This window comes from Methylophaga sp. UBA3603 (genome assembly GCF_002375335.1).
Classification (GTDB): Bacteria; Pseudomonadota; Gammaproteobacteria; order Nitrosococcales; family Methylophagaceae; genus Methylophaga.
The window spans coordinates 64,546-91,335 of the sequence record NZ_DFMC01000006.1; the positions used below are offsets into that span (position 1 = coordinate 64,546).

At 43.6% G+C, this 26,790-nt stretch carries 22 protein-coding genes; 15 read left to right on the top strand and 7 right to left on the bottom strand.

The features are described from left to right. Nucleotides 1–180 precede the first annotated feature (180 nt). Nucleotides 181–456, bottom strand: coding sequence for a cupin domain-containing protein (locus B4F66_RS02825; protein WP_292357081.1), 276 nt, complete (start codon nt 454–456; stop codon nt 181–183). Nucleotides 457–721: 265 nt separating this feature from the next. On the opposite strand from B4F66_RS02825, the gene B4F66_RS02830 reads away from it, so the two are divergent. After that, a complete protein-coding gene (locus B4F66_RS02830; protein WP_292357079.1) occupies nt 722–2,935 on the top strand; it encodes a TonB-dependent receptor in 2,214 nt (737 codons plus the stop codon). Nucleotides 2,936–3,003: 68 nt separating this feature from the next. Here the strand turns inward: B4F66_RS02830 and B4F66_RS02835 are convergent, their stop codons facing one another. Further along, nucleotides 3,004–4,686, bottom strand: a complete 1,683-nt coding sequence (locus B4F66_RS02835; RefSeq protein WP_292357077.1) for an NAD-dependent malic enzyme — start codon at nt 4,684–4,686, stop codon at nt 3,004–3,006. Between the two features lie 230 nt (nt 4,687–4,916). Between B4F66_RS02835 and B4F66_RS02840 the strand changes: the two genes are divergently transcribed. The 5 genes from B4F66_RS02840 to B4F66_RS02860 all read left to right on the top strand — a co-directional run bounded on the left by B4F66_RS02840 (nt 4,917) and on the right by B4F66_RS02860 (nt 10,954). Next, nucleotides 4,917–5,255 (top strand): DUF2845 domain-containing protein, encoded by a 339-nt coding sequence (locus B4F66_RS02840; RefSeq protein ID WP_292357075.1) that lies wholly within the window; start codon nt 4,917–4,919, stop codon nt 5,253–5,255. Between the two features lie 172 nt (nt 5,256–5,427). Continuing rightward, nucleotides 5,428–5,736, top strand: coding sequence for a hypothetical protein (locus tag B4F66_RS02845; protein ID WP_292357073.1), 309 nt, complete (start codon nt 5,428–5,430; stop codon nt 5,734–5,736). Between the two features lie 245 nt (nt 5,737–5,981). Then, nucleotides 5,982–7,055, top strand: coding sequence for an HlyD family secretion protein (locus tag B4F66_RS02850; RefSeq protein WP_292357071.1), 1,074 nt, complete (start codon nt 5,982–5,984; stop codon nt 7,053–7,055). Continuing rightward, nucleotides 7,055–9,832 (top strand): ribosome-associated ATPase/putative transporter RbbA, encoded by a 2,778-nt coding sequence (gene rbbA, locus B4F66_RS02855; protein ID WP_292357109.1) that lies wholly within the window; start codon nt 7,055–7,057, stop codon nt 9,830–9,832. The genes B4F66_RS02850 and rbbA overlap by 1 nt, the downstream gene beginning before the upstream one ends. Then, nucleotides 9,833–10,954 carry an ABC transporter permease gene (locus B4F66_RS02860; protein ID WP_292357069.1) on the top strand — a complete coding sequence of 374 codons (1,122 nt, stop codon included), beginning with the start codon at nt 9,833–9,835 and terminating at the stop codon, nt 10,952–10,954. Nucleotides 10,955–10,964: 10 nt separating this feature from the next. Here the strand turns inward: B4F66_RS02860 and B4F66_RS02865 are convergent, their stop codons facing one another. The 4 genes from B4F66_RS02865 to B4F66_RS02880 all read right to left on the bottom strand — a co-directional run bounded on the left by B4F66_RS02865 (nt 10,965) and on the right by B4F66_RS02880 (nt 14,682). Beyond that, a complete protein-coding gene (locus B4F66_RS02865) occupies nt 10,965–12,524 on the bottom strand; it encodes a methyl-accepting chemotaxis protein (RefSeq protein WP_292357067.1) in 1,560 nt (519 codons plus the stop codon). 4 nt (nt 12,525–12,528) lie between these two features. After that, entirely contained in the window at nt 12,529–13,107 is a 579-nt protein-coding gene (locus tag B4F66_RS02870; RefSeq protein ID WP_292357065.1) for an SCO family protein, read from the bottom strand. Nucleotides 13,108–13,266: 159 nt separating this feature from the next. After that, complete coding sequence (locus B4F66_RS02875) at nt 13,267–13,938, bottom strand: HAD family hydrolase (protein WP_292357063.1); 672 nt, start codon at nt 13,936–13,938, stop codon at nt 13,267–13,269. A 105-nt stretch (nt 13,939–14,043) separates the two neighbouring features. Next, nucleotides 14,044–14,682: an arylesterase gene (locus B4F66_RS02880; RefSeq protein ID WP_292357061.1), complete on the bottom strand. Its 639-nt coding sequence runs from the start codon at nt 14,680–14,682 to the stop codon at nt 14,044–14,046. A 28-nt stretch (nt 14,683–14,710) separates the two neighbouring features. Between B4F66_RS02880 and B4F66_RS02885 the strand changes: the two genes are divergently transcribed. The 6 genes from B4F66_RS02885 (at nt 14,711) to B4F66_RS02910 (ending at nt 20,823) form a co-directional block, all read left to right on the top strand. After that, a complete protein-coding gene (locus tag B4F66_RS02885; RefSeq protein ID WP_292357059.1) occupies nt 14,711–15,442 on the top strand; it encodes an ABC transporter ATP-binding protein in 732 nt (243 codons plus the stop codon). Then, complete coding sequence (locus B4F66_RS02890) at nt 15,439–17,922, top strand: ABC transporter permease (protein ID WP_292357057.1); 2,484 nt, start codon at nt 15,439–15,441, stop codon at nt 17,920–17,922. The genes B4F66_RS02885 and B4F66_RS02890 overlap by 4 nt, the downstream gene beginning before the upstream one ends. Before the next feature lie 125 nt (nt 17,923–18,047). Next, the gene (gene mtgA / locus B4F66_RS02895; protein ID WP_292357056.1) at nt 18,048–18,749 is read left to right on the top strand and encodes a monofunctional biosynthetic peptidoglycan transglycosylase; all 702 of its coding nucleotides are present in this window, start codon (nt 18,048–18,050) and stop codon (nt 18,747–18,749) included. A gap of 151 nt (nt 18,750–18,900) precedes the next feature. Then, nucleotides 18,901–19,074 (top strand): hypothetical protein, encoded by a 174-nt coding sequence (locus tag B4F66_RS02900; RefSeq protein WP_292357054.1) that lies wholly within the window; start codon nt 18,901–18,903, stop codon nt 19,072–19,074. A gap of 161 nt (nt 19,075–19,235) precedes the next feature. After that, nucleotides 19,236–19,466: a DUF2789 domain-containing protein gene (locus B4F66_RS02905; protein ID WP_292357053.1), complete on the top strand. Its 231-nt coding sequence runs from the start codon at nt 19,236–19,238 to the stop codon at nt 19,464–19,466. Nucleotides 19,467–19,488: 22 nt separating this feature from the next. Continuing rightward, nucleotides 19,489–20,823 carry a class II fumarate hydratase gene (locus tag B4F66_RS02910; protein WP_292357051.1) on the top strand — a complete coding sequence of 445 codons (1,335 nt, stop codon included), beginning with the start codon at nt 19,489–19,491 and terminating at the stop codon, nt 20,821–20,823. A 14-nt stretch (nt 20,824–20,837) separates the two neighbouring features. On the opposite strand, the gene B4F66_RS02915 is transcribed toward B4F66_RS02910, so the two are convergent. Then, a complete protein-coding gene (locus B4F66_RS02915) occupies nt 20,838–21,239 on the bottom strand; it encodes a YkvA family protein (protein WP_292357039.1) in 402 nt (133 codons plus the stop codon). A 444-nt stretch (nt 21,240–21,683) separates the two neighbouring features. On the opposite strand from B4F66_RS02915, the gene B4F66_RS02920 reads away from it, so the two are divergent. The 3 genes from B4F66_RS02920 to B4F66_RS02930 all read left to right on the top strand — a co-directional run bounded on the left by B4F66_RS02920 (nt 21,684) and on the right by B4F66_RS02930 (nt 26,444). After that, on the top strand, nt 21,684–22,979 hold the full coding sequence (locus B4F66_RS02920) for a methyl-accepting chemotaxis protein (RefSeq protein WP_292357037.1): 1,296 nt from the start codon (nt 21,684–21,686) through the stop codon (nt 22,977–22,979). 142 nt (nt 22,980–23,121) lie between these two features. Next, nucleotides 23,122–24,138 carry an ABC transporter substrate-binding protein gene (locus B4F66_RS02925; RefSeq protein ID WP_292357036.1) on the top strand — a complete coding sequence of 339 codons (1,017 nt, stop codon included), beginning with the start codon at nt 23,122–23,124 and terminating at the stop codon, nt 24,136–24,138. After that, nucleotides 24,138–26,444 (top strand): ATP-binding protein, encoded by a 2,307-nt coding sequence (locus tag B4F66_RS02930; RefSeq protein WP_292357034.1) that lies wholly within the window; start codon nt 24,138–24,140, stop codon nt 26,442–26,444. Before B4F66_RS02925 ends, B4F66_RS02930 begins: the two co-directional genes overlap by 1 nt. The last annotated feature ends 346 nt before the right edge of the window (nt 26,445–26,790 follow it).

The window sequence follows — 26,790 nt, forward strand, 5'->3', positions numbered from 1 at the left end:
GCTCGTCACTTATTTAGAATAACTAAAAAGCGTTCCTCGTGCCTTGATTGACGCTTTTTCAGCTCACAACAGAGATGGAGATGAAAGATAAACACGCCCTAGTGACACATAGCGTGGCGAAAAGTTGTACGTATTGCAAAAGTAAAAAAGGCATCCGAAGATGCCTTTAAATGTTACTGACTAATCGTAGCTGTAATGTTTTTTCAGCTGTTTGGTCACTTGCCACATGCTTTTCAAGCCTGTTGGGAAAATCGCATAATCACCTGGAACGATTGTGACTGGCTCGCCGCCGTCTGGAGTGACGACAATTTCACCTTCAAGAATGTAAGCTTTTTCGGTTTCATCAAAATCCAAACGGAATTCGGTAACTGGGCAATCCCAAATTTCCCAACCGGCAACGCCCAGTTCTTTTAAGCGTGCTTCACTTGGGTTTTTTTCAATAATAATCTCTGGCATAAAAATCCTGAATATATAAGAGGGTCAATCATGGCTGTCATGCGACAGAACCATTGCTTCTTTTCGTCAGCCATGCGCGTTTACACAGCGACATGTCAGTATTTGACTGGCAAATAATAGCAAAACTGAAGGGGTTAAGTTGAACTGTATCTTTCATACTTAAATTTGCACGTGTTATTTGTATCTAAATAACAACGATTTGTATTTACATTAATCTGTTCGATGCGTAGCATATGATTTTTTCTTTTCTTCCCCGGAGAAGTTCATGTGTATCAAATTATCGCCGCTAGCGATATCGATTGGCTTAGCCTTATTAGCTTCACAAACTGTATCCGCTGCTGAAAGCGAAACGGATTCGGCAGAACTGGAATCGATTACGGTCACAGCGAGTGCGGATGCTTCAGCCGAGGGTTTATCTCCAGCCTTTGCAGGTGGTCAAGTTGCTGAAGGTGGACGTGCAGGCATATTGGGTACAAAAGATAATTTGGATACACCTTTTAGTATTACCAGCTATACCAACGAATTTATTCAGGACCGTCAGGCGCAGAGCGTCGGGGACGTACTGCAAGCCGATCCCGGTGTCAGGGTCGCTCGTGGCTTTGGTAACTTTCAGGAAACCTACTTCATTCGGGGGTTTCTTCTTTATTCAGATGATGTTGCCTACAATGGCCTCTATTCTTTGTTACCCCGTCAATATATCGCGACAGAGTTATTTGAACGCGTTGAAGTTTTGCGTGGTGCCTCAGCGTTTCTGACAGGTGCCGCTCCGGGTGGAAACGGTATCGGTGGCGTGATTAATCTGCTACCTAAACGGGCGCCTAACTATGACTTAAACCGCATCACTGTCGGTGCATCACACAATGATCAACGCAATGTTGCTGCCGATGTGGCACGACGTTTCGGTGAAAATGACGAGTTTGGTATTCGGGTCAATGCTGCCCATCACAATGGTGGTACCTCGATTGACGATGAAAACGCCGAGCTGAACCTGTTCAGCGTAGGTATGGATTATCGGGGTGATCGACTGCGTTTATCGGCGGATATGGGCTATCAAAATCATCAATTAGATGAAACGCGAACCAATGTTTCGATTAACGGCTTAACCGATGTCGTACCGAAAGCGCCAGATGCGAGCAAGAACTGGGCACAGCCCTGGAGCTATTCCAATGAAGAGGATGTGTTTGGCACCTTCCGTGCAGAATATGACCTCAACGATAATGTAACTGCCTGGGCAGCGTATGGTCTACGTCGGACAGATGAGGATAATTCGCTAGCTAATTTTACGCTTCAGGATGCCCGTTCTGGTGAGGGTGTGATGGGCAGATTTGATAATGCCCGCGAAGATCGCGTTGATACCGGTGAAATCGGCTTCAGAGGCAATTTTGATACGGGTGCAGTCGGCCATGAATGGGTGGTTTCATACTCCTATTTCCAACTTGAAACAAAGAATGCATTTATTGGGGAGTTTGGTGAGCGCCGCCTGGACAGTAATTTATACAATCCGGTTTATTACAACAGACCTGGTTTTGGTAGTGGCTCTGCCACCGGAACATTCTTTGGCAATGACCTCGACTCGCCTAAGTTAACTGGCAGAACAAAACTGAATAGCTTTGCCATTGGTGACACGCTCTCTTTTATGGATGAGCGTTTGTTATTAACGCTGGGCGCCCGTCATCAGGCAATCAAAGTAGATAACTATAGTAGCGACACAGAATCTGAGACGGCTGGGGTGCGGACTTCCTATGAGGACAGTGAGATCACTCCGGCAGCTGGTGCGGTATTTAAGGTCACTGATCAAGTGTCACTCTACGCCAACTATATTGAGAGTTTGGCGCAAGGCGACACTGCACCGGGCACCGGTGTGATTAATGTCGGAGAGTCATTATCACCGTATGTTTCGGAACAAAAAGAAGTGGGCGTCAAATATGAGACGGGGCAGTTAGGTCTGGGCTTGGCCTATTTCACAACGTCAAAACCCAGAGCGGTCATTGAAAATAATATCTTTAAAGAGTCAGGAGAAGATGAACATAAAGGTGTTGAACTGACCGTTTACGGCAAAGCTTCTGACAATGTCAAAGTTTTGGGTGGCGTGACCTGGCTGGATACAGAGCAGAAAGACACCGGGAATGCCACAATTGATGGCAATGAAGTAATTGGTGTGGCTGAATGGCAGGCCAACCTCGGTGCGGAATGGGAAGTCCCTTATCTGGATGGTCTGGCGCTGGATTCCCTCGTGACTTATACCGGTTCGCGTTATGCCGATGACGCGAATACGCTTAAAGTCGATGATTGGACGACGGTCGATATCGGTGCCCGTTATATTTTGGCGGTCGGTAATCAGGACTTGACGTTCAGAGCGCGGGTACATAACTTATTCGACCGTGATTACTGGGCTTCGGTTGGTGGTTTTCCGGGAAATGGCTATTTGGCGCTTGGCGCTCCTCGCACTGTTACGTTAAGCGCGACGATGGATTTCTAATCCAATCACTGGCTATTTAAAAACGGCTTGCAGTTACTCACTGCAAGCCGTTTTTTTATGTTTACAGTTTAGACATTTACCCGTTGGTACTCACGATAACGTGGTAACCAGAAATTATCTTCAATCGCCTGTAATAAAGCGCTATCAGTCATTTCTGGGGCAAGTTTTTTTTGCTGAGCGAGTTTAGCCACTTCAAAGGCAATCTTTTTACTGAGTGTTGCCGAATCGACAAGTGGTGGGAGAAGTTCCTGGTTACCTGGGGTAGTCATTGGTGAAGCCTCAGCCAGCACCTCGCTTGCGGTCATCAACATATCATCGGTAATACGTTCTATTCCGGCAGCCACAACAGCAAGGCCGAGACCCGGGAAAATGTAACTGTTATTGCATTGGGCAATAGGATAAAAACTTCCTTCATACACAATGGGCGTGAAGGGGCTACCAGTAGCAATAAGTGCATTACCTTCTGTCCATTCAATAATCTCTTGTGGGTGGGCTTCTATCTGTTTGGATGGATTGCTTAACGGGAAGATGATCGGTTTTGGACAATGTGAATACATGGATTTAATTATTGCTTCAGTAAATATTCCCGCCTGACCGGAAACACCAATCAACACCGTCGGTTTTGCGTTATCAATGACCTCAGCTAAATTGGCATTGATACCCGAAATATTCCAGGTAGCACACACCAGATCCAGCTGAGCCAGTTTTTGTTGAAAAGCCGGTAATCCAGGCAATGATTGGGTGAGAAGTCCCGGTCGATCAATCATAAAAATGCGTTTGCGGGCATCCATTTCGCTGGTGCCTTCAGTCATCATTTGCGACACAATTTGTTCCGCTATACCACAACCTGCAGATCCCGCTCCGACAAAGACAATAGTTTGCTCGGAAAGCGTTTGCTGTTTGGCACGACAAGCGGCCAATAATGAACCCACGGTCACTGCAGCCGTGCCTTGAATATCATCGTTAAAACAGCAAAGTTCATCACGATAGCGAGTTAACAACGGCAAAGCCTTGCGTTGTTCAAAATCTTCAAACTGTAACAGTGCATTGGGCCAGCGCTTTTTGATAGCGCTAATAAATAAATCAATAAATTCATCATATTGCTGAGCATCAATACGTGGGTGTTGCCAGCCAATATATTGAGGGTTATCCAATAAATCAGCATTATCTGTTCCGACATCCAGCATGATGGGCAGAGTATAGGCCGGGCTGATGCCTCCACAGACTGTATATAAAGAAAGCTTGCCAATGGGAATACCCATACCACCAACGCCCTGATCACCCAAGCCAAGAATACGACTGCCATCGGTTACCACTATGACTTTTACATTGCGTTTGGTTGCATTCAGCAGAATCTCATCAATATGATGGCGATCGGGATACGAGATAAACAATCCTCTGGCCCGACGATAAATTTGCGAAAACCGCTCACAGGCATCGCCTACGGTGGGTGTATAAATTATCGGCATCATTTCCTGTAGATGATGTTCCAGCAGGTAATAGAACAAGGTTTCGTTATTGTCCTGAATGGTACGCAGATAGATGTGTTTGTTTATTGGTTCTATAAAACTGGAATATTGCTGATAGGCACGTTCAGCTTGTTGTTCGATCGTTTCAAATCGCTGAGGTATCAAACCTTTGAGATTGAATTGCTGCCGTTCCGTTTCGCTGAACGCTGTGCCTTTATTAAGCAGTGAAGTCGCCAGTAGGGTCGGACCAGCGTAGGTGATATAAATAGGTTTGGGCGACATCGCTATAACATTCCGGTTAAGTGTTTAACCCGCAGTATAAACATCTGTTGCAGTCAAAATTCAAATCATCCTGCAAAGAAAAACACATTTATTGAACCGAACTACGAATAAAATAGTGAATAAATAGACCTTTTTGAACGATTGGAAAGCAGATGGGTTGACGAGCAATGCATTAAGGTCGCATATTGTCCCGAAATCAGTGAATCAATGACCGTTTTGTGAGGATCGTTATGCGTTTATCAACCTTGTTAGTATCAATGGCGACACTACTGCTTTCTGCCAATATTTTTGCTGGCAGTGCATCATCCCATGAAGAAACCATGGCGTGCGGCTCAAACAGCATCAAAATCGGTATGAGCACTGATGATATTAAAGCAATTTGTGGTCAATTCTGGGAACCGGCCTTTATCAGCAAACATACCCGCCCGGTGCTAAGAAAAGTAGCCGATTCTGACGTAGAAAATGATTATTTTGAAAAATGGCTATATCGCATGGTGGAAGATCAGGAAACCCATGTAGTGATTAAAAATGGACAGATCGTAAAAATCTTTAATACTCCCCAGCCTTAATATTAATTAATAAAAAAGACGGCCTATACAGGCCGTTTTTTTTTTGACAATAATTCCTAATAATCAGAACCATTCAGTAAAAATAACTTTCTGAATAATTCATGGCTGAAGGATTTTACTGTTTGTTCGAGAGTCAGAAGTCAGGTGTGATTAATCAAAACAAGAGCTGCTGATGAAAATTCAAACTATTCTGGCTTTATCTGTGTTGGCGTTTTGTAATTCGGCGCTTCATGCAAATGAGATGGAAAACAATAAACAATGTGATCTTATCGCCAATCTGACAGGTGATTACTATCATCATAAGCAAGCCGGAAAATCCAAGCAGGATGTTCAGCAGACAATGCGTCCTGAGTTTGCCAATGAAGAGTTCTTGCGTGTTGTTGATTTGGCGATAAATCTTGCTTACACCTTCCCAGATGATTTATCTGAAGATAAAGTGGAACAACAAGTCTTTCAAGGGTGTGAACAACATCAACCCTGAGTGAAAATTTTCGTTACAAAATTCATTTGATCTGCATCAAAAGCTGTTAAGTTAAAGCATACTCATCGTTTTAATTATGCTTCGCTGTTGTAAACTTGAGTCCAACTGATAAGGCTTTGTGAGATCAATAATCTCCACTGCTTTCTTCAAAATAATCTGCAATAGCAATGTCGTTTTAAAAACATTCCTAAGGTTGCGGAAATTTTACGACGTTTTGGCAAATTTCTTTGTATAAGGGAAAACGGATGCCACTTAACCGAAATACTCATTTGCTTCGTGCGTTAATTGTTGTAGCAATAATTGTCTTATCCATTTTCCTTGTATGGCGTTTTTATCTGGCACCGGATCCTAATGCCGGTCTGGTTTATGGCAACGGCCGAATTGAGGCGACTGAAATCGATGTGGCCGCCAAAACGGCCGGGCGAATTGAGGATATATTGGTCCGAGAAGGTGATTTTGTCACGACTGGTCAGGTAGTGGCCCGAATGGATACTGAAAACCTGATGGCGCAGTTACGTGAAGCCCAGGCATTATTTCATCAGGCCGAGAGCTCTGTAGCTATCGCTAAAAGTCAATTGGTACAGCGCGAAGCAGAAAAACAAGCCGCATTGGCCCTGGTTGCACAGCGTCAGGCTGAACTAAATGTGGCGCGTAAGCGTTACGAGCGATCTTCATCCTTGGCAGGACGTGGAGCAACCTCCCAGCAGGAAGCCGATGATGATTTTGCACGTCAGCAAAGTGCCATCGCTGCTGTCAGTGCATCAAAGGCTCAGGTAGCCGCAGCAGATGCAGCCATTGTCACTGCCAGAGCACAATTGGCAGGAGCGGAATCTGCTTTATTAGGTGCACAAGCCAGCATCGACCGTATTCAGGCTGATATATCTGATAGTGAGCTTAAAGCTGTCCGTGATGGTCGAGTTCAGTATCGTATTGCCCAACCTGGAGAAGTCATTGGTGCTGGTGGACGGGTGTTGAATTTGGTCGATCTGCGTGATGTGTATATGACCTTCTTTTTACCGACACTCAGTGCAGGACGTTTAGCCTTAGGAACCGATGTCAGAATTATTCTGGATGCCGCCCCTGAATATGTCTTCCCCGCCAAAGTGTCTTTTGTGGCCGATGTCGCACAGTTCACTCCCAAAACCGTTGAAACCGCTACTGAACGGGAAAAATTGATGTTTAGAGTGCGTGCCCAGATCCCACAGGATCTGTTGGATACCTACATATTGCGTGTAAAAACCGGACTACCCGGTGTCGCATATGTTCTTGAAGATTCCCAGGGAGAATGGCCAGAACATCTGGCAGTGAGGATTCCTTGATGACAGCGTCGGCATTGTCTGCGTTGGATGACAATCGCCTGGTGGCTGTGCTGAAAAATATCAGTCTTTGCTATGGTAAAACACAAGCGTTAGATGATCTGAGTCTCAACATTCCAGCTGGAATCATGGTGGGCATTATCGGGCCAGATGGTGTTGGCAAATCCAGCTTGTTTTCATTGATTTCCGGCGCACACGCTATTCAGCAAGGTACGATTGAAGTGCTGGGGGGCGATATGCGAAAACCACAGCACCGGCAGAAAGTTTGTCCCCGAATTGCCTATATGCCTCAAGGGCTTGGTAAAAATCTTTATCACACACTCTCCGTATTTGAAAATGTCGATTTTTTTGGTCGTTTATTCGGTCATGATCGGCTTGAGCGTGAACAACGCATCAGTGAATTGCTGGAAGCTACAGGACTTACAGCGTTTGCTGATCGTCCAGCAGGTAATTTATCTGGTGGTATGAAGCAAAAACTGGGGTTATGTTGCGCGCTGATTCATGATCCGGAGCTCCTTATTCTGGATGAACCGACCACCGGTGTGGATCCGTTATCACGACGCCAGTTCTGGTCATTGATTAAGCGTATTCGAAGTGATAATCCAGCGATGAGTGTGTTGGTGGCAACTGCCTATATGGAAGAGGCCGCAGACTTTGACTGGTTAGTGGCAATGAATCAGGGGAGGGTTCTCACCACAGGCACGCCCCAACAAATACTAGAGCAAACTGGTACCAGCTCACTGGAATCAGCTTTTATAGCGTTGTTACCGGAAGCGCTACGCAATCGTCATCAACCTGTAGTTATCCCCCAACGCAGAGAATCATCTCATGATGAATTTGCCATTGAGGCAGATAATCTCACCAGAAGATTTGGTCATTTTACCGCGGTAGATCAAGTGACTTTCCGTATTCCACGTGGCGAGATTTTTGGTTTTCTCGGCTCCAATGGCTGTGGCAAAACCACAACGATGAAAATGCTGACGGGTCTCCTGGCGGCTTCAGAAGGACAAGCCAGATTATTTGGCAAAACCATTGATCCACATGATCTGAGTATCCGCCAACGGGTGGGGTATATGACGCAGTCATTCTCGTTATACGGTGAACTGACGGTAAAGCAGAATCTGGATTTGCATGCACGATTATTTAAACTTCCCTCAAATAGCATTTCAGCCAGAATAGATGAGATGGCAAAACGTTTTGAACTGGAAGCTGTTCTGGATAGTTTGCCGGATGCTTTACCGCTTGGCCAAAGACAACGATTGTCACTCGCAGTAGCCATGATCCATGGACCGGAAATGTTGATTCTGGATGAACCGACTTCGGGAGTTGATCCGATTGCACGTGATGTGTTCTGGCAGATCATGGTGGACCTGGCTCGGCAGGATGGGGTAACCATTTTTATTTCAACGCATTTTATGAACGAAGCGGAGCGTTGCGACCGGATTTCATTGATGCATGCGGGAAGGGTATTAGTAACTGATACGCCGGAGAATTTAAAAAAGGCCAGAAATGCCGCTTCATTAGAAGATGCTTTTGTCGATTATTTGCAAGAGGAGGTACGGCGCCAGGAAAATCTGCAAATTACTGATGAAAGCGCTAAAAATTCGATAAAAACCAATAATAAAAATGACACCCCATCTGCTTCGCTTACAGGCTTCAGTCTGCGCCGCTTATACAGTTACAGTCGACGTGAGACACTTGAATTAGCTAGAGACCCCATCAGATTAACCATGGCCATGCTGGGCACATTATTGCTGATGTTTGTGGTGGGCTACGGCATCAGTCTGGATGTAGAAGATCTTAAATTTGCAGTGCTTGATGCCGATCAATCAGCGACCAGCCGTGATTACACGCTTAATTTATCAGGATCACGTTATTTTATTGAACAACCTGCGTTATATAGCCATGCCGAAATAGAGCAGCGAATGCAGTCCGGCGAACTCAGTCTGGCAATTGAGATCCCGTATGGATTTCGCCGGGATCTGGCTCGTGGCAGACCGGTGGAAATTGGCGCCTGGATTGATGGCTCAAGCCCAACTCGAGGTGAGAATATACGTGGTTATGTGCAGGGAATGCATAGTCATTGGCTGACTATGAAATCAAGGGAAATACTGGGATCGTCTGTCACGGCACAACCCGCCACCATCGAAGCACGCTTTCGTTATAACCCTGATGTAAAAAGTCTGATAGCCATTGTACCAGCGATGATTCCATTGCTGTTGATGCTGATTTTATCGATATTAACGGCACTGTCGGTAGTGCGTGAAAAAGAGCTTGGCTCGATTGTGAACCTGTATGTCACCCCGGTGAGTCGTATGGAATTTTTACTCGGCAAGCAATTACCCTATATCGTGCTGGGTATGCTGAATTTTGTCTTATTGGTGTTGTTTGCAGTATTCCTTTTTAAGGTGCCGCTGACCGGGAGTTTCATCACTCTGATGTTTGCGGCCTTGCTGTATGTATTTTGTGCTACTTCCCTGGGCTTGCTAATTTCAGCCTTCACTCGTAGTCAGATTGCGGCGTTATTTGGCACAGCGTTGTTAACCTTGATTCCGGCAGTGCAATTCTCGGGCATGATTGATCCTGTATCGTCAATGCAGGGCCTGGGGCGATGGATTGGTGAGGTTTATCCTGCCACGCATTTTTTGACTATTACCCGGGGTGTGTTTTCCAAAGGCCTGTCTTATTCGGATTTACATTCTGCATTTACCGCTTTATTTATTGCTGCACCAATATTATTGTTGGTTGGTGTTATGTTGTTGAAGAAACAGGAACGATAAATGGCCTTCAGCAATATCCTGCAGCTTGGCATCAAAGAACTTCGTAGCTTGTTACGCGATCCGGTATTGATGGTCTTTATTGTTTACGCGTTCAGTTTGTCAATTTATGCAGGTGCAACAGCAATGATTGATTCATTGAATAATGCCCCGATAGCAATTGTTGATGATGACCGTTCACCATTATCCATGCGTATTGTGGATGCTTTTTACCCACCCTATTTTTTGCCCCCTGTGCTGATTGAATATCATGAGATTGATGCCCGGATGGATATGGGAATTGATACCTTTGCCTTGCATATTCCAGCAAATTTTCAACGTGATTTACTGGCAGGTCATCAACCCGCTATTCAGTTGAATATTGATGCAACCCGCATGGGACAGGCGTTTACTGGTAATAGCTATGTACAGTCAATCGTCAGTAGTGAGATTGACGCCTTTATGCAACGGCATCGGCAGGAGAGTGTGAGACCAGTTGATTTGGTGTTACGCGCAAAATTTAATCCCGAATTGAATAGCCAGTGGTTTGGCGCGGTAATGGAGTTAATTAATAATATCACCATGCTATCGATAATATTAACTGGAGCAGCACTGATTAGAGAGCGCGAGCATGGCACGCTGGAACATTTACTGGTCATGCCTGTTACGCCATTTGAAATTATGACCAGCAAGGTTTTTGCCATGGCATTAGTGGTCATCACAGCAACATCTTTATCTTTATGGCTGGTGGTTCAGACCTGGTTATCGGTTCCCATCCAGGGATCGGTCTGGTTGTTTTTACTGGGCACCTTATTTCACTTGTTTGCGACCACTTCACTGGGTATCTTTCTGGGCACAGTTGCCCGATCAATGCCCCAATTTGGCTTATTGCTGGTCATGATTCTATTACCCTTACAAGTACTGTCAGGGGCCAGCACACCCCGAGAAAGTATGCCGGATATTATTCAATACATTATGTTACTGGCTCCTGATACCCATTTTGTGATGTTGGCACAATCGATTTTGTATCGAGGAGCCGGTTTTACCGAAGTTTGGCCACAGTTTCTGGTTTTGATTTTGCTGGGGAGTGTTCTATTTGGTTTATCGTTAAGTCGTTTTCGAAAAACCATTGCTTCAATGGCGTAATTATAGGAAATCAGGTTTTAAATACATTGGCTTTATCCCTGATAACTGAACCAATTTGTTTGATATCTGTATTACGCTCAGAGTTTTGTTTTACTGCAATTTCAATATCACTATTCGAATCTTGAATATGGTGCAAAGTCTGACTTATCTCTGCTGAAACGGCACTTTGTTCTTGCATCATTTGTGAAATGGATAGATTTAAGACGTTTATTTTATTTGAAAACTCTGCAGAATCCTTTATTAAGGAATTGGTTTGTTTGACTATCTCTATAGCTGCTTCACCATCGCTATTACTTTCTAAAAGCCTGCCCATCACCGTATCGGTTGATGCATTAATTTTTTCTGCAACGGCCATAATTTCCTGAGTGGCATTCTGGCTTTTTTCTGCCAAGTTACGTACCTCAGAGGCAACAACCGCAAAACCTCGACCATGTTCACCAGCTCGTGCTGCTTCAATTGATGCATTTAATGCTAATAAATTGGTTTGTGATGCAACTTCAGTTATCAGAGAAACAGAGTTCTGAATAGCACTTGTGTCAGCTTGTAAACGCTCGAATTCCATTTTTACTTCGCTAAGTTTATTGATGAGTGAGTTGACTTTAATAGACGCATTATCAGACATTGACTGACAATTATTGAGCTGTTCAACTGTCTGTGTAGAGAGGCTTGCCGCATTATCAGTCGTTCTGGCAACTTCACCGATGCTAGCTGACATTTCTAGACTGGCAGCTGCAATTGCTTCGACGCGTTGGCTCTGTGTCGTTAAAGAGGATAGGTTTGATGATGAACTGATAACAGATAATTCAGTCAGCTCGTCTAATTGAGTACCTGCCGTTTTAAACTCATCAATCGTCCGATTCATCAACCCGTAAAAGTCTTGTACTGATTTTACAAATGCTGAATCCGCAGGACTTTTCGCCTGAATATTTTTCATATCAAGCGTCAGATCGCTTTGTTGGGCGGCGACCTGCATGGCGGCCATAATCTGATTAGCTAATTGATATTGTGAATTCATTCTTAAACAAAAAAACACCAACACAGCCGTTTCCAAAATCACAAATGTAGCGTGTACAGCAAATGTTGCCCAATCACACTGTTGGCCGTATACCACAAAGGGCATGCTTCCAATACTGAGGTCTGAGAGTTGTAATGGAACAGATACCGCATGATGAACTGCGATTACGGTGGCAGCTACCAGTAAAACCCGATAATCACGCCAGATAATAAGAAATGCCAGTGCAGCGAAGATATGAAAATGCATTTCCAGACGACCTAACTGCTGCATGATCAAAATCATCGACATTATCATCATTGCTGCTGACATAACACTTCTTGAAATCAGTGTGCCGGGCAGCGTTTTATATACATACCATGCAGCCAAAACAATGATGAGAGCTGGAATGGCGCCATTCAGATGTGTTCCGTAGCCCATGGGTACGATAAAAAAGATAAACGGTAAATGAGCGGTTAATAACCAGAGTACAAACTTGTCATTGCTGACATTATCTTTCCATTTTCGTTGGTTCACATTTTCATCAATAGTTTGTACTGAAGCATTTTTAGTTTTCATTGGGTTATTTTCCGCGACTTTGCAGTATCAGTAAGTCATCAATAATGTGCTGACTATTTGGTGACCGATAGGTAATTAAACCTTTAGCATTAGGATGATAAAGATAGATGTATCCAGCGTGATGGATATTAGTTTTACTCATTGAATAATTTTCTGGAAAGAAGGACATAAGTTGTTGTACCGCCTGGGTATCTGCAGGAACTCGTAAATGCATGTTTGGCGAGAACTCAGACAAGTATGATTTCAATGTCTCTGATGAGTCGTTTTCAGGATTTAAGCCAATAAAAACATAGTTCATTTCGCCCTGATACTGATTTTTAACCAAACGTAGCTGATTAATATTGGCTGGGCAGGTAGATTTACAGGTGCTGAAAAGACCGGTTATTAATAGAGGCGAGGGATGCGCATTATCGAGTTCAAGGTGTTGAGGTTCAAGCTGAATACGGGTTTCCAGGCCATTAAGTGAACCTGGCAGGATAGCTGCCACCAATTGATGTGAACTCACTAGAATCAGCAAAGCAATACTCACCAACATTAACGTGATACATACATGGATAGCTTTTTTGATTGGTGGTATTGGCATTATTCACAAGTTCGTAAGCTACTCTAAACATCAAAGCGATAAGAGTAATGATTAAGAGGATTAAAGCGATGAGAATACGTTTAAATGGGTGAATGAGCTGTGAAGAAAAAGCGCTATCGGGTGTGAATTAACGAGTGATACTGAAAATTATGAACAGCTTCACGTTTTTATTTCACAATAATCAAAAAATCTCTGATCTTGCCAGGAAAACTGGTCGAGTGAATTTAATGCAGAGCGAATAATATTGAGGATGGAAGCATCAGCCATTCGCCTTGAGTTTACATAAATAACCTGCATTCCCGCTTCATGTGCTGCTTTAACTCCGGTAGGAGAGTCCTCAAATACCAGGCAATGATGTGGTTCCACTTGCAGGTTTTCGGCGCTTTTCAGATAAATTTCTGGATGGGGTTTGGTGTTTTCCACATCATCAGCAGTTTGAATCGAGTTGAAATAGGCTTCGATGTCCAGACAACTCAGCACTGTGTTACAAACCTGTTTTGGAGCGTTGGTGGCAAGTCCGATTGGAAGATTACTGAGCTGAATGTGTTTCAATAAGTTGAGTGCACCTTGCATGGCAAGGGGCTTTTTTTGGATATGCTGACAGACGTGTTCAATGACTTGCTGCTGTGAGGTTTCCAGTGAAAATGGTCTGTGCGCTTTTGCTGACCAATACTCCGAAACTTCCAACATATTCATATTGCGAGTCAGTAACTGATCCGTTTCCGTGACCGAAATGCCATAACTGGAAAAAACGGTTTTTTCAGCGTGATCCCATATTTCCTCGGAATCAATCAAAACACCGTCCATATCAAAAATGATGGCTTTAATCATCTGTAATCTTGTATTTTTGATAGTACATAATTAATTGATTCATCAGGCAACAATTATCTGTTAATGAGGTCTGATAATGCGTTCAAGGAAACCAGTGAATGTATGTTATTCAAGTAATGCCAGTAATTCAGACCAGATATTGTCGAGTAACTGTGGCTGAGCTTTTGCCGTAGGATGAATTCCATCAGCCTGCATCATGGCCTCGCCATCATATACATCAGCAAGGAAAAAGGGCACAAAAGACAGATTATATTCTTCTGCAAGACTGGAAAAAACATTAGCAAACGCTGTGGTATAACGTTGACCATAATTAGGTGGGATTTCGATGCCCACCAATAATATTTCGGCACCATGCTGTTGGGATAACTGAATCATTTTGGCCAGATTAGTTCGAATGACATCGGGTGGGAAACCGCGTAACCCGTCGTTGCCGCCCAACTCAATCACAACGATAGCGGGATCATGTTTGTCCAGTAAATCCGGTAATCTGCGTAAACCACCGTCGGTTGTTTCACCACTGATACTGGCATTGGCTACATTCCAGGTTCCGGGTGTTTCCTGTTCAAGGCGCTCTTTCAGTAATTCAACCCAGGCAGCATCACTGTCGATGCCATAGGCTGCACTGAGGCTATCGCCAACGATTAACAGATTTTTTCGCTGTGTTTCAGCCGCCTGTGACTGGAAACTGACCAGGACCAAAAACAGCCAGATAAACAATGTTTGTGTAGGTAATAAGGTTTTCATAACCGCCAATTAATTATGTGAGGAAAGTATGTCCACAGATAGACAACCGGATCCGTCAAACGACTTCATGATACAGGTACAAAATCTGTCACATTCGGTTGATTTGGGCACCGATAAACTGTCGATTTTACAACAAGTCAATATGGACATTCGTAAAGGCGAGTCTGCAGCCATTGTCGGGCGTTCCGGTTCAGGTAAAACTACCTTACTCGGGTTACTGGCAGGACTGGATTTACCAACCAGTGGAAAGGTCAGTCTGGATGGTCATCTCATCAGTACTTTGTCAGAAGATGAACGTGCCAGTCTGCGTTCTCAGCGCGTCGGTTTTGTATTCCAGTCTTTTCAATTGTTACCCACATTATCAGCTATTGAAAATGTCATGTTACCCATCGAGTTAGCCGGTTTAGCTGATGCCCGGGATAAAGCTGAATACCTGCTCAAACGGGTTGGTCTAGGTGAGCGAATGCTACACACACCACGACAATTATCGGGTGGTGAACAACAACGGGTAGCCATTGCCAGAGCCTTTGCTGTGAATCCTCAAGTGTTATTTGCAGACGAACCTACCGGTAATCTGGACACCCGAACGGGGGAGGCGATTACTGAATTATTAATGAATCTGAACAGTGAACACGGCACTACGCTGGTGATGGTGACGCATGATCAACAGCTGGCAGAGCGATGTCAGCGATATTTCATCATTGAGGCGGGTGTGCTGCATGAAAAAACAGAAAAAAATGCAGAGGTGTTATCTGCATGAACGTAACGGCTAAAGTGATTTCGTTCACCCAGGATTTACGTGAGCGAAATGTAAAAGTCATGTTAATGGCGATGATCATAGCTGTAGCAACTGTGGCAACTATTAATGCTTTTGCAGATCATCTGCAAAGAACATTAATGACATCGGCCAGTGCATTTTTGGCAGCAGATCGTCAGTTAAACAGCCGAACCAATGCTCCCATTCCAGATGCCTGGTATGCCGAGGCAGAAAAGCAAGGTCTTCAAGTTGGCCGCATGATTGAGTTTGGCACCATGGTTTCTAACGAAAGCCAATTTCAGCTGGTTGCCGTCAAAGCGATTGATAATGCCTATCCACTTCGAGGTGAAATTGAATGGCAGGCCGATCTGGAGAGTCCGAGGCAAGTCTCATCCTCTGGCCCTCAACCCGGCGAAGTCTGGTTGAATCCCCGGCTTATGCGCTTATTGGAATTACGGCCTGGTGATGCGCTGGAAATTGGCGCTACTTCCCTTGAAGTGACTGGCGTGATTATGCGTGAACCGGATGGTGGCTTTCGGCTCTCATCTCTGGCACCACGGGTGATGATGCATGTGGATGATGTAGCCGCTACGGAGGTGATACAACCTGGGAGTCGTGTTCGGCATCGTGGTTTATTTGCCGGTAGTGCGACCGAACTGGCTGATTTTGAAGCATGGCTGGAACCACGCTTAACAGATAATTACCGCTGGGTGGATGTTCGGCAAGGTGAAACCCTGGGGGAATCTTTAGAAAAAGCAGAGGGCTTTTTATTACTTGGCGGCAGTCTGGCGGTGTTGCTTGCAGTCGTGGCAATAGCCGTTGCCAGCCGTCAATATGCTCTAAGCCAGCGTGATCGTGTGGCGCTACTAAAAACCATGGGGCTAACTGGTAAACGTATTCGTAAATTGTATTTATCGCGCTTAATGGTATGGGGCCTGATGGCAACTATCATTGGCTTAATACTCGCCATACCTGCTGCCTGGTTATTGGCTTCAATGACCGCACAGTTAATGGACCAGCCGTTACAATTTGTGGTGGACTTCTGGCAACTGTGGCCAGCCATACTAACTGCTTTAGTCGCTTTATTTGCCTTTGCCTACCCTCCGATTGATCGTTTACGCAATACACCGGCAATGCGAGTTTTTCGCAGTTTGCCAACCAATGACAAGGCCGCTTTAGTCAAAGATTTGTTATTGGCTGTAGCGGTGATATTTGGTTTGTTGTGGGTGTATGTCAATGATATTAAGCTGGTAACAGCATTACTCGGGGCAGTGGTTGCGTTAGTTATTTCACTGGCGGTTGTGGGGGCGGGTCTAATCTGGTTGTTACGCAGATTTCCTGCTGGAAAGGGTGGTTGGCGATTGGCGGTGATTGCGTTGTATCGACATCGTAATGCGACCCTGTCACAAATGTCGGTATTTGCGATGACTATTATGTTGGCTGCAACGTTAGTTCTGGTGCGATCATCGCTACTAGCTGACTGGCAGGCACAGTTACCGGAGGATGCACCAAATCATTTTCTGCTGAATATTGCTCCGGAAGCAGTGGATGAGGTAGAAGCATTTTTCTCACAGCATCAGATAAACCGTAGCCCTCTATATCCTATAGTTCGCGGCAGACTGACTGAGATTAATGCGCAGCCTGCACAAGACGTTGCGTTCAATAAAGATGATGATGAATTGCGCCGCGAATTAAACCTGACAACGTCAAATTCTTATCCAGATGATAATAAAATCGTTGCTGGGCAATGGTTTAAGCCGGGTGAAACAACAGGGCTGTCGATTGAACAATCACTGGCTGAGTCACTTGGGGTAGAGATTGGTGATGAACTGGGCTTTACGGTGGGGGCCGAAAAAGTCAGCACAACCATCACTAGTATTCGCAGTGTGCAATGGGACAGCATGCGGCCCAACTTTTTTATCATTTTCCCGCCCAATGGCACGATAGATGGATTACCCAGTACCTCGCTGACGAGCTTCTATCTTGCTGAACAGGATAAACCGTTATTGAACGATTTTGTGCGGCAGTTTCCCACCATTTCAGTGTTGGAAATTGATCATATTATCGAACGAATTCAGCAAATCATTGCTCAGGTAACACAGGCGGTGGAAGCGATATTATTGATGATTTTGCTGGCCGCAATTGCCGTGATGGTCGCAGTTGTCAGTGCCACGATGTCGGAGCGGCAGCGTGAGGGCGCCTTATTACGTACCCTGGGTGGCCAACAGAAATTACTGGTCAAATCTACAACTATTGAGTTTGCATTGATTGGTTTTCTGGCTGGTATTCTGGGTGTTCTGGCAGCTGAAGTTGCCGTGTGGGCACTACAAAATCGTATGTTTGATGGCGAATTTCGTTGGCATTGGCCAGTTGTGATGAGCCTGCCTTTTATCAGTGCAGTGATTCTTGCCATCCTTGGACGTTGGCAATTAACGCCTGTATTAACCGTTTCGCCCATGTTGTTATTAAGAAGGCTGGAATAACCAGACGGTAAACCAGCAGTGGTCGAGATGAAAGATCAACAAGCCCTAGCTTGCGTGACTAAAATAAACGTTTCATTATGTGCAGATTTGCATCCTGAGGATGCCTGTTTTGCTTAGGAATAACTGTGCATCGAATATATCGTTTCTTCTTAAAGGTATTGCTGCTAACGATATTGGCGTTTGTCCTGTTGAGTCTATTGCTGGTATTACCTTTTCGCTGGGTAAATCCACCAATAACCATGGTGATGGCAGACCGCTGGATAACGTCAACTGAAGACTTTCAACTTCGCAAGACCTGGCTCAGCTGGGACGAGATGCCAAAACATGCGGCTTTAGCTGTTGTGACCTCTGAGGATCAGAAATTTCCGTTACACAGTGGATTTGACCTTAAGGCGATTCAGCAGGCGTTAAAAGAACGAGAGCGTCGGGGAGGCTTGCGTGGTGCAAGCACGATCAGTCAGCAAGTGGCAAAAAACATGTATTTATGGACCGGCCGCAGCTGGTTCAGAAAAGGTCTCGAAGTCTGGTTTACCTTGCTGATTGAGCTCAGCTGGAGCAAACAGCGCATTCTTGAGATTTATCTGAATATTGCGGAGTGGGGGCCGGGAGTGTTTGGCCTGGAAGCGGCCAGCCAATATCACTTTGGTCGCTCTGCGGCTAATCTGACACCGATGCAAGCAGCATTACTGGCTTCCTCATTACCCAGTCCATTGAATTACAACCCGGCCCGACCGGCGCAGCATTTACATAAACGTGCCGAATGGAATTTGCAGCAGCAACGCAGACTTGGAGGTCTTCAATGGTTGGCACCGTTAAACGAAGAATAATATTGATAGATAAATGTGAGCGATCTCACATCCTGACCTCAGAGCATTGATTCTTCACATAAATTAAACATTCCGTCCTTAGAATCGACTTCAGTTGATTGACTTGTAAAAGGCAATCAGCAGATTTTTTAAAACAAAATGGAGTGAGACGATGAGAATGAATTCGATGACACATGACCTTGAAAGCTGGGCAAAACATTATGCAGATCATAATGTGTTTGAGCACAACGGTGAAATAATCGATAGTGAAAGAGCCTTTAGTTCTGCCGGTTTACATGCCGAGGCTAAACCAAGTTACCAAGACTGGCTGGCATCAATATCTTAAGGTCAAAATGTATCAGTATGACGATTCAATCATCCTGATGTATTTGTCCTAATGTAATGGACTTTACTCATAATTTCAGCCCCTGAATGAAGCTTTGAAAAACAGCTTAAGTAAGCGTAGTGTTAAGTTCAGAAATTAACTTAAATTTGAGGTCCATTGCTATGGATATGACACAACACACTATGGAAAACCTTTTTATGCAGCTGGGGTTGGAAAGCAATGAAGCAGCCATCGAGCAATTTATGGCTAGCCATACGCTGCAGGAAGATGAAAAACTGGAAAACGCCAGTTTCTGGTCACCCTCTCAATCAGCTTTTATTAAAGAATGTTTAGCTTCTGATTCTGACTGGGCTGAGGTCGTTGATCAACTTAACGTTCAGTTACGGCAGTAAGCGTTAAATCTGATTGCTTTAGATGTCTGCTGTAGAACTTTGGGGCCAGCAAACCCAGATGGCCATGAAACATTTCGCCATTGGTGGTGAAACCTTTCCTCGTGAGTTTATTCGTGCCTTGGGGTTGGTGAAACACTGTGCCGCTCTGGCGAATATTGATTGTCTGCAATTGGAAAAAAATATCGGTTTGGCAATAGCTGAGTCTAGCCTTGAAGTGATAAATGGCGAACATGATCAGCAATTTCCATTAACCATCTGGCAATCAGGTTCGGGTACACAAACCCACATGAATGCAAATGAGGTGCTTGCCAATCTGGCGACACAGCAATTGAATTCGACGATTCAGGTGCATCCCAATGATCACTGCAACATGGGGCAATCCACCAACGATAGTTTTTCGACAGCAATGCATATTGCTACGGTAGAACAAATTCAACTTCAGCTGTTACCAGCCTTAACAAAGATGCAGCAGGTAATGGCGGAACATTCGAAACAATGGCAATCCATAATAAAAATTGGCAGAACGCATCTGCAGGATGCAACACCGTTAACGTTGGGGCAGCAGTTTTCGGCCTATGCGGCCCAACTACAAACTAATATTGATCGGTTAAAGCAGGCAACTGCTGAACTGTATGCTATTCCTCAAGGAGGCACAGCCGTGGGGTCAGGACTAAATAGTTCTGCCGAATTTGCTGAAAACTTTGCCAGACAGTTAAGCGAATTTACCCGCTTACCTTTTACTGCCAGTGATAACAAACTCTCTTTGCAAGCCGCTCACGATGGTCTGGTCAATGTATCGGGTGTTTTAAACACTCTGGCGGTTAGTCTGAACAAAATTGCGGCTGACATTCGATTACTGGGGTCAGGACCTCGTTGCGGGATAGGCGAACTGCATTTACCTGAGAATGAACCCGGTTCCTCAATCATGCCGGGAAAAGTAAATCCAACCCAATGTGAAAGCATGCTGATGGTATGTGCACAGGTGATGGGAAATCACGTAACGATTACGCTAGCGGGTGCTCAGGGGCAATTAGAACTGAATACCTATAAACCGTTAATGATCTTTTCACTATTACAATCCATCAGATTATTAAAAGATGTCATCAATAGTTTTACAGAATATTGCCTGCGCGGGCTTGAGCCGGATAGGCCACAAATCGAAGCATTTTTAAATAACTCACTGATGCTGGTGACCGTCCTCTCACCGATCATTGGATATGACAACGCCAGTTTGATTGCACAAAAGGCACATTCTCATGGAACCACATTACGAGAAGAGGCTGTTCGCTCTGGTTTGATCACTGCAGAAGCATTCGATGAACTTATCCAGCCGGAAAAAATGTTAGGACCACGATGATGCTGTAAATGTGATTAGTTTGATATCAGATACCAAATACCATAACTGCACATGCCTGCAAATAGTATCCAACAGCCAATGATTACAGCCGCTGCATAACGATTTCTGGGTAATTGAATGGGATGTAACTCAGCTTTAGCCAGACAGTCAGACCAAACTGCCTCCGGTATCAGTTTAATGGCTAAGTAAATTCCTAAAGGCAAAATAATCAAATCGTCCAGATAGCCAATCACCGGAATAAAATCTGGAATAAGATCAATCGGGCTTAACGCATACGCCACTACCGCAACACCCAACCACTTAGCCACCTTTGGAACCGCCGGATCCTTGATTGCCAGATATAAAGCAGAAATTTGAACTTTCATGCCTCTGGCAAACATTTTTAGTTTAGTTATAAGGGCTTGTTTATCTTTCATCTGCGCCTCTGTTGTGAGCTGAAAAAGCGTCAATCAAGGCACGAGGAGCGCCTTTTAGTTGTTCTAAATAAGCGACGAGCAACGCAGAGTGGCGCTTTTTCAGTCATAACCCGAAGGGCTGGGACTATTTTTGCACCCGCCTGCGTAGCTGTTCAAATGAGTTCCAGACTCATTTATCAATCACTTATGTAGGAAGGCTACACCGCGTGCTTTCCGCCTTGTCGGACACAAAAATAGCCGCCAGCAGTGGAGGATATGAAAGATAAACAAGCCCTAGCATCATTGATTTTTTTGTGTGCTTGCCCATTAAAAAATTCACAAGATCCAGTCGATTGTTGACATAAAATTCACAATCTATCCGCTTTAATTCCACATAAAAAATAATGATTATCTCGTGTTGATAATCATAATAAAAATTATTCGGCAGCAGTGGGCAATATTAAGATGTTTAATAAAAAACTTAAAAGTGATTTAGCTGAGGTAACTACTAAATATAATGAAATTTACAGCCTTATCAATTCAATACAGGAATCTGTAGCGACTATTCAATTTAATAGTAAAGGTATTATCGAGGATGTAAATGACAACTTTTTATCCGTTGTGGGTTATGAAAAGTCAGAACTGGTCGGCAAACACCATAAGGTTTTATGCCATGACGATTATATTCGTTCTGCGGAGTATAAAATATTCTGGGATGAACTCTCACGGGGCAAACAACAATCCGGCAGGTTTAAAAGACTTACCAAGCCAGACCAAACAATATGGTTAGAAGCATCATATTTTCCAATAACTGACAAGGACAATAACGTTACCGCTATCTTTAAAATTGCTTCAGATGTGACGCGTTCACATAACAAAATGCGTGATCTTGAAGCGGCCTCCAATGCATTAAACCGTTCAATGGCGATTATTGAGTTTTCTCCAGATGGCCAAATTTTAACGGCTAATGATAATTTCCTTTCGGTAGTTGGTTATTCTTTAAATGATGTGGTTGGTAAGCATCATCGCATGTTCTGTTTCGATCAATTCTACGAAGAAAACCCCAATTTCTGGTCAGAAATCAGTTCGGGAAAATTTTTCTCTGATCAATACCAAAGGAAAACATCTTCTGGTCAAGCCGTCTGGTTAGAAGCTTCTTATAATCCAGTGTTTGATGATGAAGGCAAGGTGGTTAAGGTCATTAAGTTTGCCAGTGATATTACCCAGAGAATCGAGCATAACGACCGAGTAATGCGTGCTGCGGAGATGTCATTTTCAACAGCAGAGGAAACCTCGCAAATAGCTAAAAATGGTGTTGAATTACTCAATACCTCGGTACAAATGTCCAACACAATTCTGCAGGATGTATCGGATACGTCAGCCAATATCGAACAGTTGAATAATGAATCTAAAAATATTGAAAATATCGTTTCAACGATTAATGACATTGCAGAACAGACAAATCTGTTGGCATTAAACGCAGCCATCGAAGCCGCACGTGCCGGCGATCAGGGGCGTGGGTTTGCCGTGGTGGCTGATGAGGTCAGAAAGCTGGCGTCGAGAACAAGCGAGTCCACGGAGGAAATAAAAGAAGTTGTTAAGCAAAACCGTAAGCTTACACATGATGTCACGCAAAAGATGGATAGCGTGAAACAACGGGCCCTCGACAGTAATGAACAACTTTCTGCTGTTTCATCAGTGATGACAGAAATATTGCATGGTGCTGAGGATGTTTCACGAACGGTTTCTTCGCTTTTATAGGCAAGGGATTTCAAGATCTTGATTGTTAGGGTATAACAAATTATCAGGACTACTTTAATTTTGATGCATAAATAAATTAAAGCTCTGGGCGTTGTGTACGCAATAATAACTATAAGCATATGAACTCATTACGGAAAATAAGATGGGCCTGAAAAGAGTTTTAATATTATTCGTCTTGTTTTCAGTCGCTTGTAGTTCTGAGAATACAGACATCCCATCATTGAAATTGGCTGGTGTGAATTATTTGGGGGATCTCCCCACTCTTGTCGCCAGTAAAAATGAGTTATTCAAAAAATATCAGCTTGATGTTGATGTGAGTTTTAATAATTCGGGTAGGCAAAGTCTTGACGATTTGCGTGCCGGAAAAGTTGATTTTGCCTTGGTCTCACCAACAGCGTTTACGCTGGATAAACTAGCTAATGCAAATAATGAACTTCAGAATGATGAGCCCGTTATTCTGGGGAATCTTCTGCATTCCACCTTAATGAATCAAATCCTGACAACCACTAATGGTAAGCAAATTCAGACAGTTACTGATTTGTCAGGAGGACGTATTGGTTTGCCTAAAGGAACCAATTCAGAATATATCTGGTGGGTTTATTCGGTTTTTTATCAGGTAAATACAGATCAGGTAGATATTATCGATTTACCCATTTCAGAATTGGGTAAGGCATTAATTGATGACAAGGTCGATGCAATTGTTACCTGGCAGCCATGGACCAATCATTTTATTGCGGAATATGGTGACCAGCTCAAACAGGTGGAGGGTAGTCATGTGTATAGCGCAAAATGGCTACTGGTAACAACTCGCAAAATAACGGAGCAGAACCCACAAAACTGTCAGCAATTGCTAATGGCTTACGCCGATGCCATCAGTCTTATACACTCAGACACGGATAACGTGATGCAGATGTATAGCCAGGAAATGAGTGAAAACGCAATTTTGGGTCAAAATTATCAGCCAGGATTACATCAGTTAAATTTAAACTGGTCTTTAATTTCAGAATTACATCAGAATATTCAATGGGCTAAGCTCAATAATTTTCCCGGATCCGAAAAACCAACCAATGTGACCTCCTGGTTTGCTCCCGAACCCTTAAAAGCAATACAGCCTTTTTTAGTTAAGATTCCAACGATGCAAACTGAGGAGAACCAGTGATGAAACTGGTTCAAACGTCTATTTTCTTTATCAGTTCATGTCTGCTTGGACTACTATTTTTAATTGTGTTAGGTGCCTGGAGTTACCACCAGGTTGAATTAAAACGCATTGAACTTAATTCGTTTGCAACGTTAAATAACAAAATTGATGCATTATCTGTCGGCAGTGATAATTTATTGATATTTCGGCCTGACGAACGTCTGTGGCAGGTTTTTTTGAGTGATGCGCGACAAATCCAGCAAGATCTTTCAAAACTGGAGCGAGGCAAGTTTAATGCCCAACGGGCAATACGGCATATCGATCAGTTGATTAAATCAGTAGAAGATGCTTATCAAAGTCTTCCGGAAAATACTGACCCCATCATCAATGACTATCAAATGAATCCTCTGTCATTGCCGTTGAGATCAAGATTGCTTATCAACCAGGTTGCTGATCATGGTATTGCAATTGAAAGCTCTATTGATCAATTGATGCAGGAAAATCAGCAAGTTATTGAAAGTCATATAAACCGTATTTTGTTTGTTTTCATGTTATCTACGCTGATCTTTGGTGTGTTATGTGTATTGGCATTCAATATGATTTATCAGCGTATCGCTCTGCCTACCCGAAATCTTATCGATACAATCAAAAAAATATCGCTTAATGACAACACAGCTCGGGCTGAGGTGTTTGGCAAAGATGAAATGGCAGAGTTATCGATGGCTTTTAATGCGCTGCTGGATCAAAAAGATCGCTCAAACCAGCAGATCATCCTGCAGCAGAGTGAATTAAAAAAACAAGCTGAATTACTGGAAATTGCTGGCAGAATCACCCGGTTTGGTGGGTGGTCGGTGGATATGAGAACCAAACAGGTTATTTGGTCTGAGATGGTGGCCAAAATCCATGGCAAACCAAAAGGCTATAGTCCAACCATTGAAGAAGGTCTTTCTTTTTATATTGCTGAGCATCAGCCACGTATGCAGGAATTATTTACTGCCTGCTATCAGCAGGGAATTCCCTATGATGCAGAGTTACAAATCATTAATTCTGCTGGAACACCGATCTGGGTGCGGACATCTGGTGAAGCTGTTCGTGACCATGAAGGAAACATAATCGGCGTTCATGGTGCCTTTCAGGATATCTCCGAACGTATGGAGCTTGAAAACCGACTGCGCCAATCTCAACGGCTGGAAGCGGTAGGTCAATTAACGGGTGGTGTGGCACATGATTTTAATAATCTGCTCACGGTGGTAATTGGCAACTCGCAAATCCTTACAGAATCATTTGAGGATTCCAATAGACTCAAACCGTTAGCGGATATGATTTTACAAGCCGGTTACCGAGGCGCGGAGTTAACCCGCAGTCTATTAGCCTTCGCCCGTAAACAGCCGCTTGATCCCAAGCCAGAGAGTATCAAACAACTTATCGATCAGCTTTGGCCGTTATTGGAACGTGCTGTTGGCGAAGGGATTGTCATCAAGTTTATTGCTGAAGGTCCATTAAAGCACGTCCTTGTCGATGCTGGACAGTTTGAAAATGCGCTGCTTAATTTGTCATTAAATGCAAAAGATGCCATGCCAAAAGGCGGTCAATTAGTTATTGAAGCCAAAAATACCCATTTACCGGAAGAATATGCTCAAAATCATGACATCACTTCAGGTGATTACGTTGTGCTAGCCGTTTCGGATTCTGGCTGCGGTATTGATGCAGACAAACTTGATAAAGTATTTGAGCCTTTTTACACCACCAAATCGAAAGACAAAGGGACAGGCTTAGGGTTGGCAATGGTTTATGGCTTTATTAAACAAAGTAACGGTCACGTTAATATCTATTCTGAGCCTGGACAGGGAACAACAGTAAGACTTTACCTACCAGTTGCAATGGATAATACACCCCAGCTAAAAGCTAATACTCAAGAGTCCATCAACTTACAGATTGGTCATGAAACTATTTTAGTGGTTGAAGATGATCCTATGGTAAGGGAATATGTATTAACTCAATTGACAGCTTTAGGTTATGAGGTACTGTCAGCCGCCGATGGCAAACAGGCAATGGATATTCTGCAATCTGAACAGACGATTGATTTGCTATTAACCGATGTCGTGTTACCGGAAGGATTAAATGGCCGAAAAATAGCTGAGCATGCCCTGAGGCTAAGACCATCATTGCGCATTTTATATACATCAGGTTATACCGAAAACTCTATTGTTCACCATGGTCGACTGGATAAAGGGGTATTACTCCTGTCTAAACCCTATAAGCGTGAAGAGCTGGCCAGCAAGGTCAGAATGGCCCTTGATGGCGAAGGACAAGTCTCACCGGATTAAACTAAATCAAGTTGATCTCTGATAATACAATCCTGACAGAATCTTCAGCCTAGTTGTTGTTTGTATTACAAATATCTATTTTATATTACTCGTCCGTGTTTAAATTTTTTACAGGTATCTGAAAAAATTTCATGACTCTCTCGAAATATTTTTAATTAACAATTATCTAAATTAACCTTGCCAGTTACATATTTAAATCTATAAAACCCTCTAGATAAAATTAATGCCAAGTCTGACGGTTTTCAGTTAATTTTTTTATTTGGACTGGTATAACGGTTGCATAATTTTTTGAGCAGGGAATAACGAGATATTAATGCAATAAATCTAAAGTGTTTTAATTATCCAA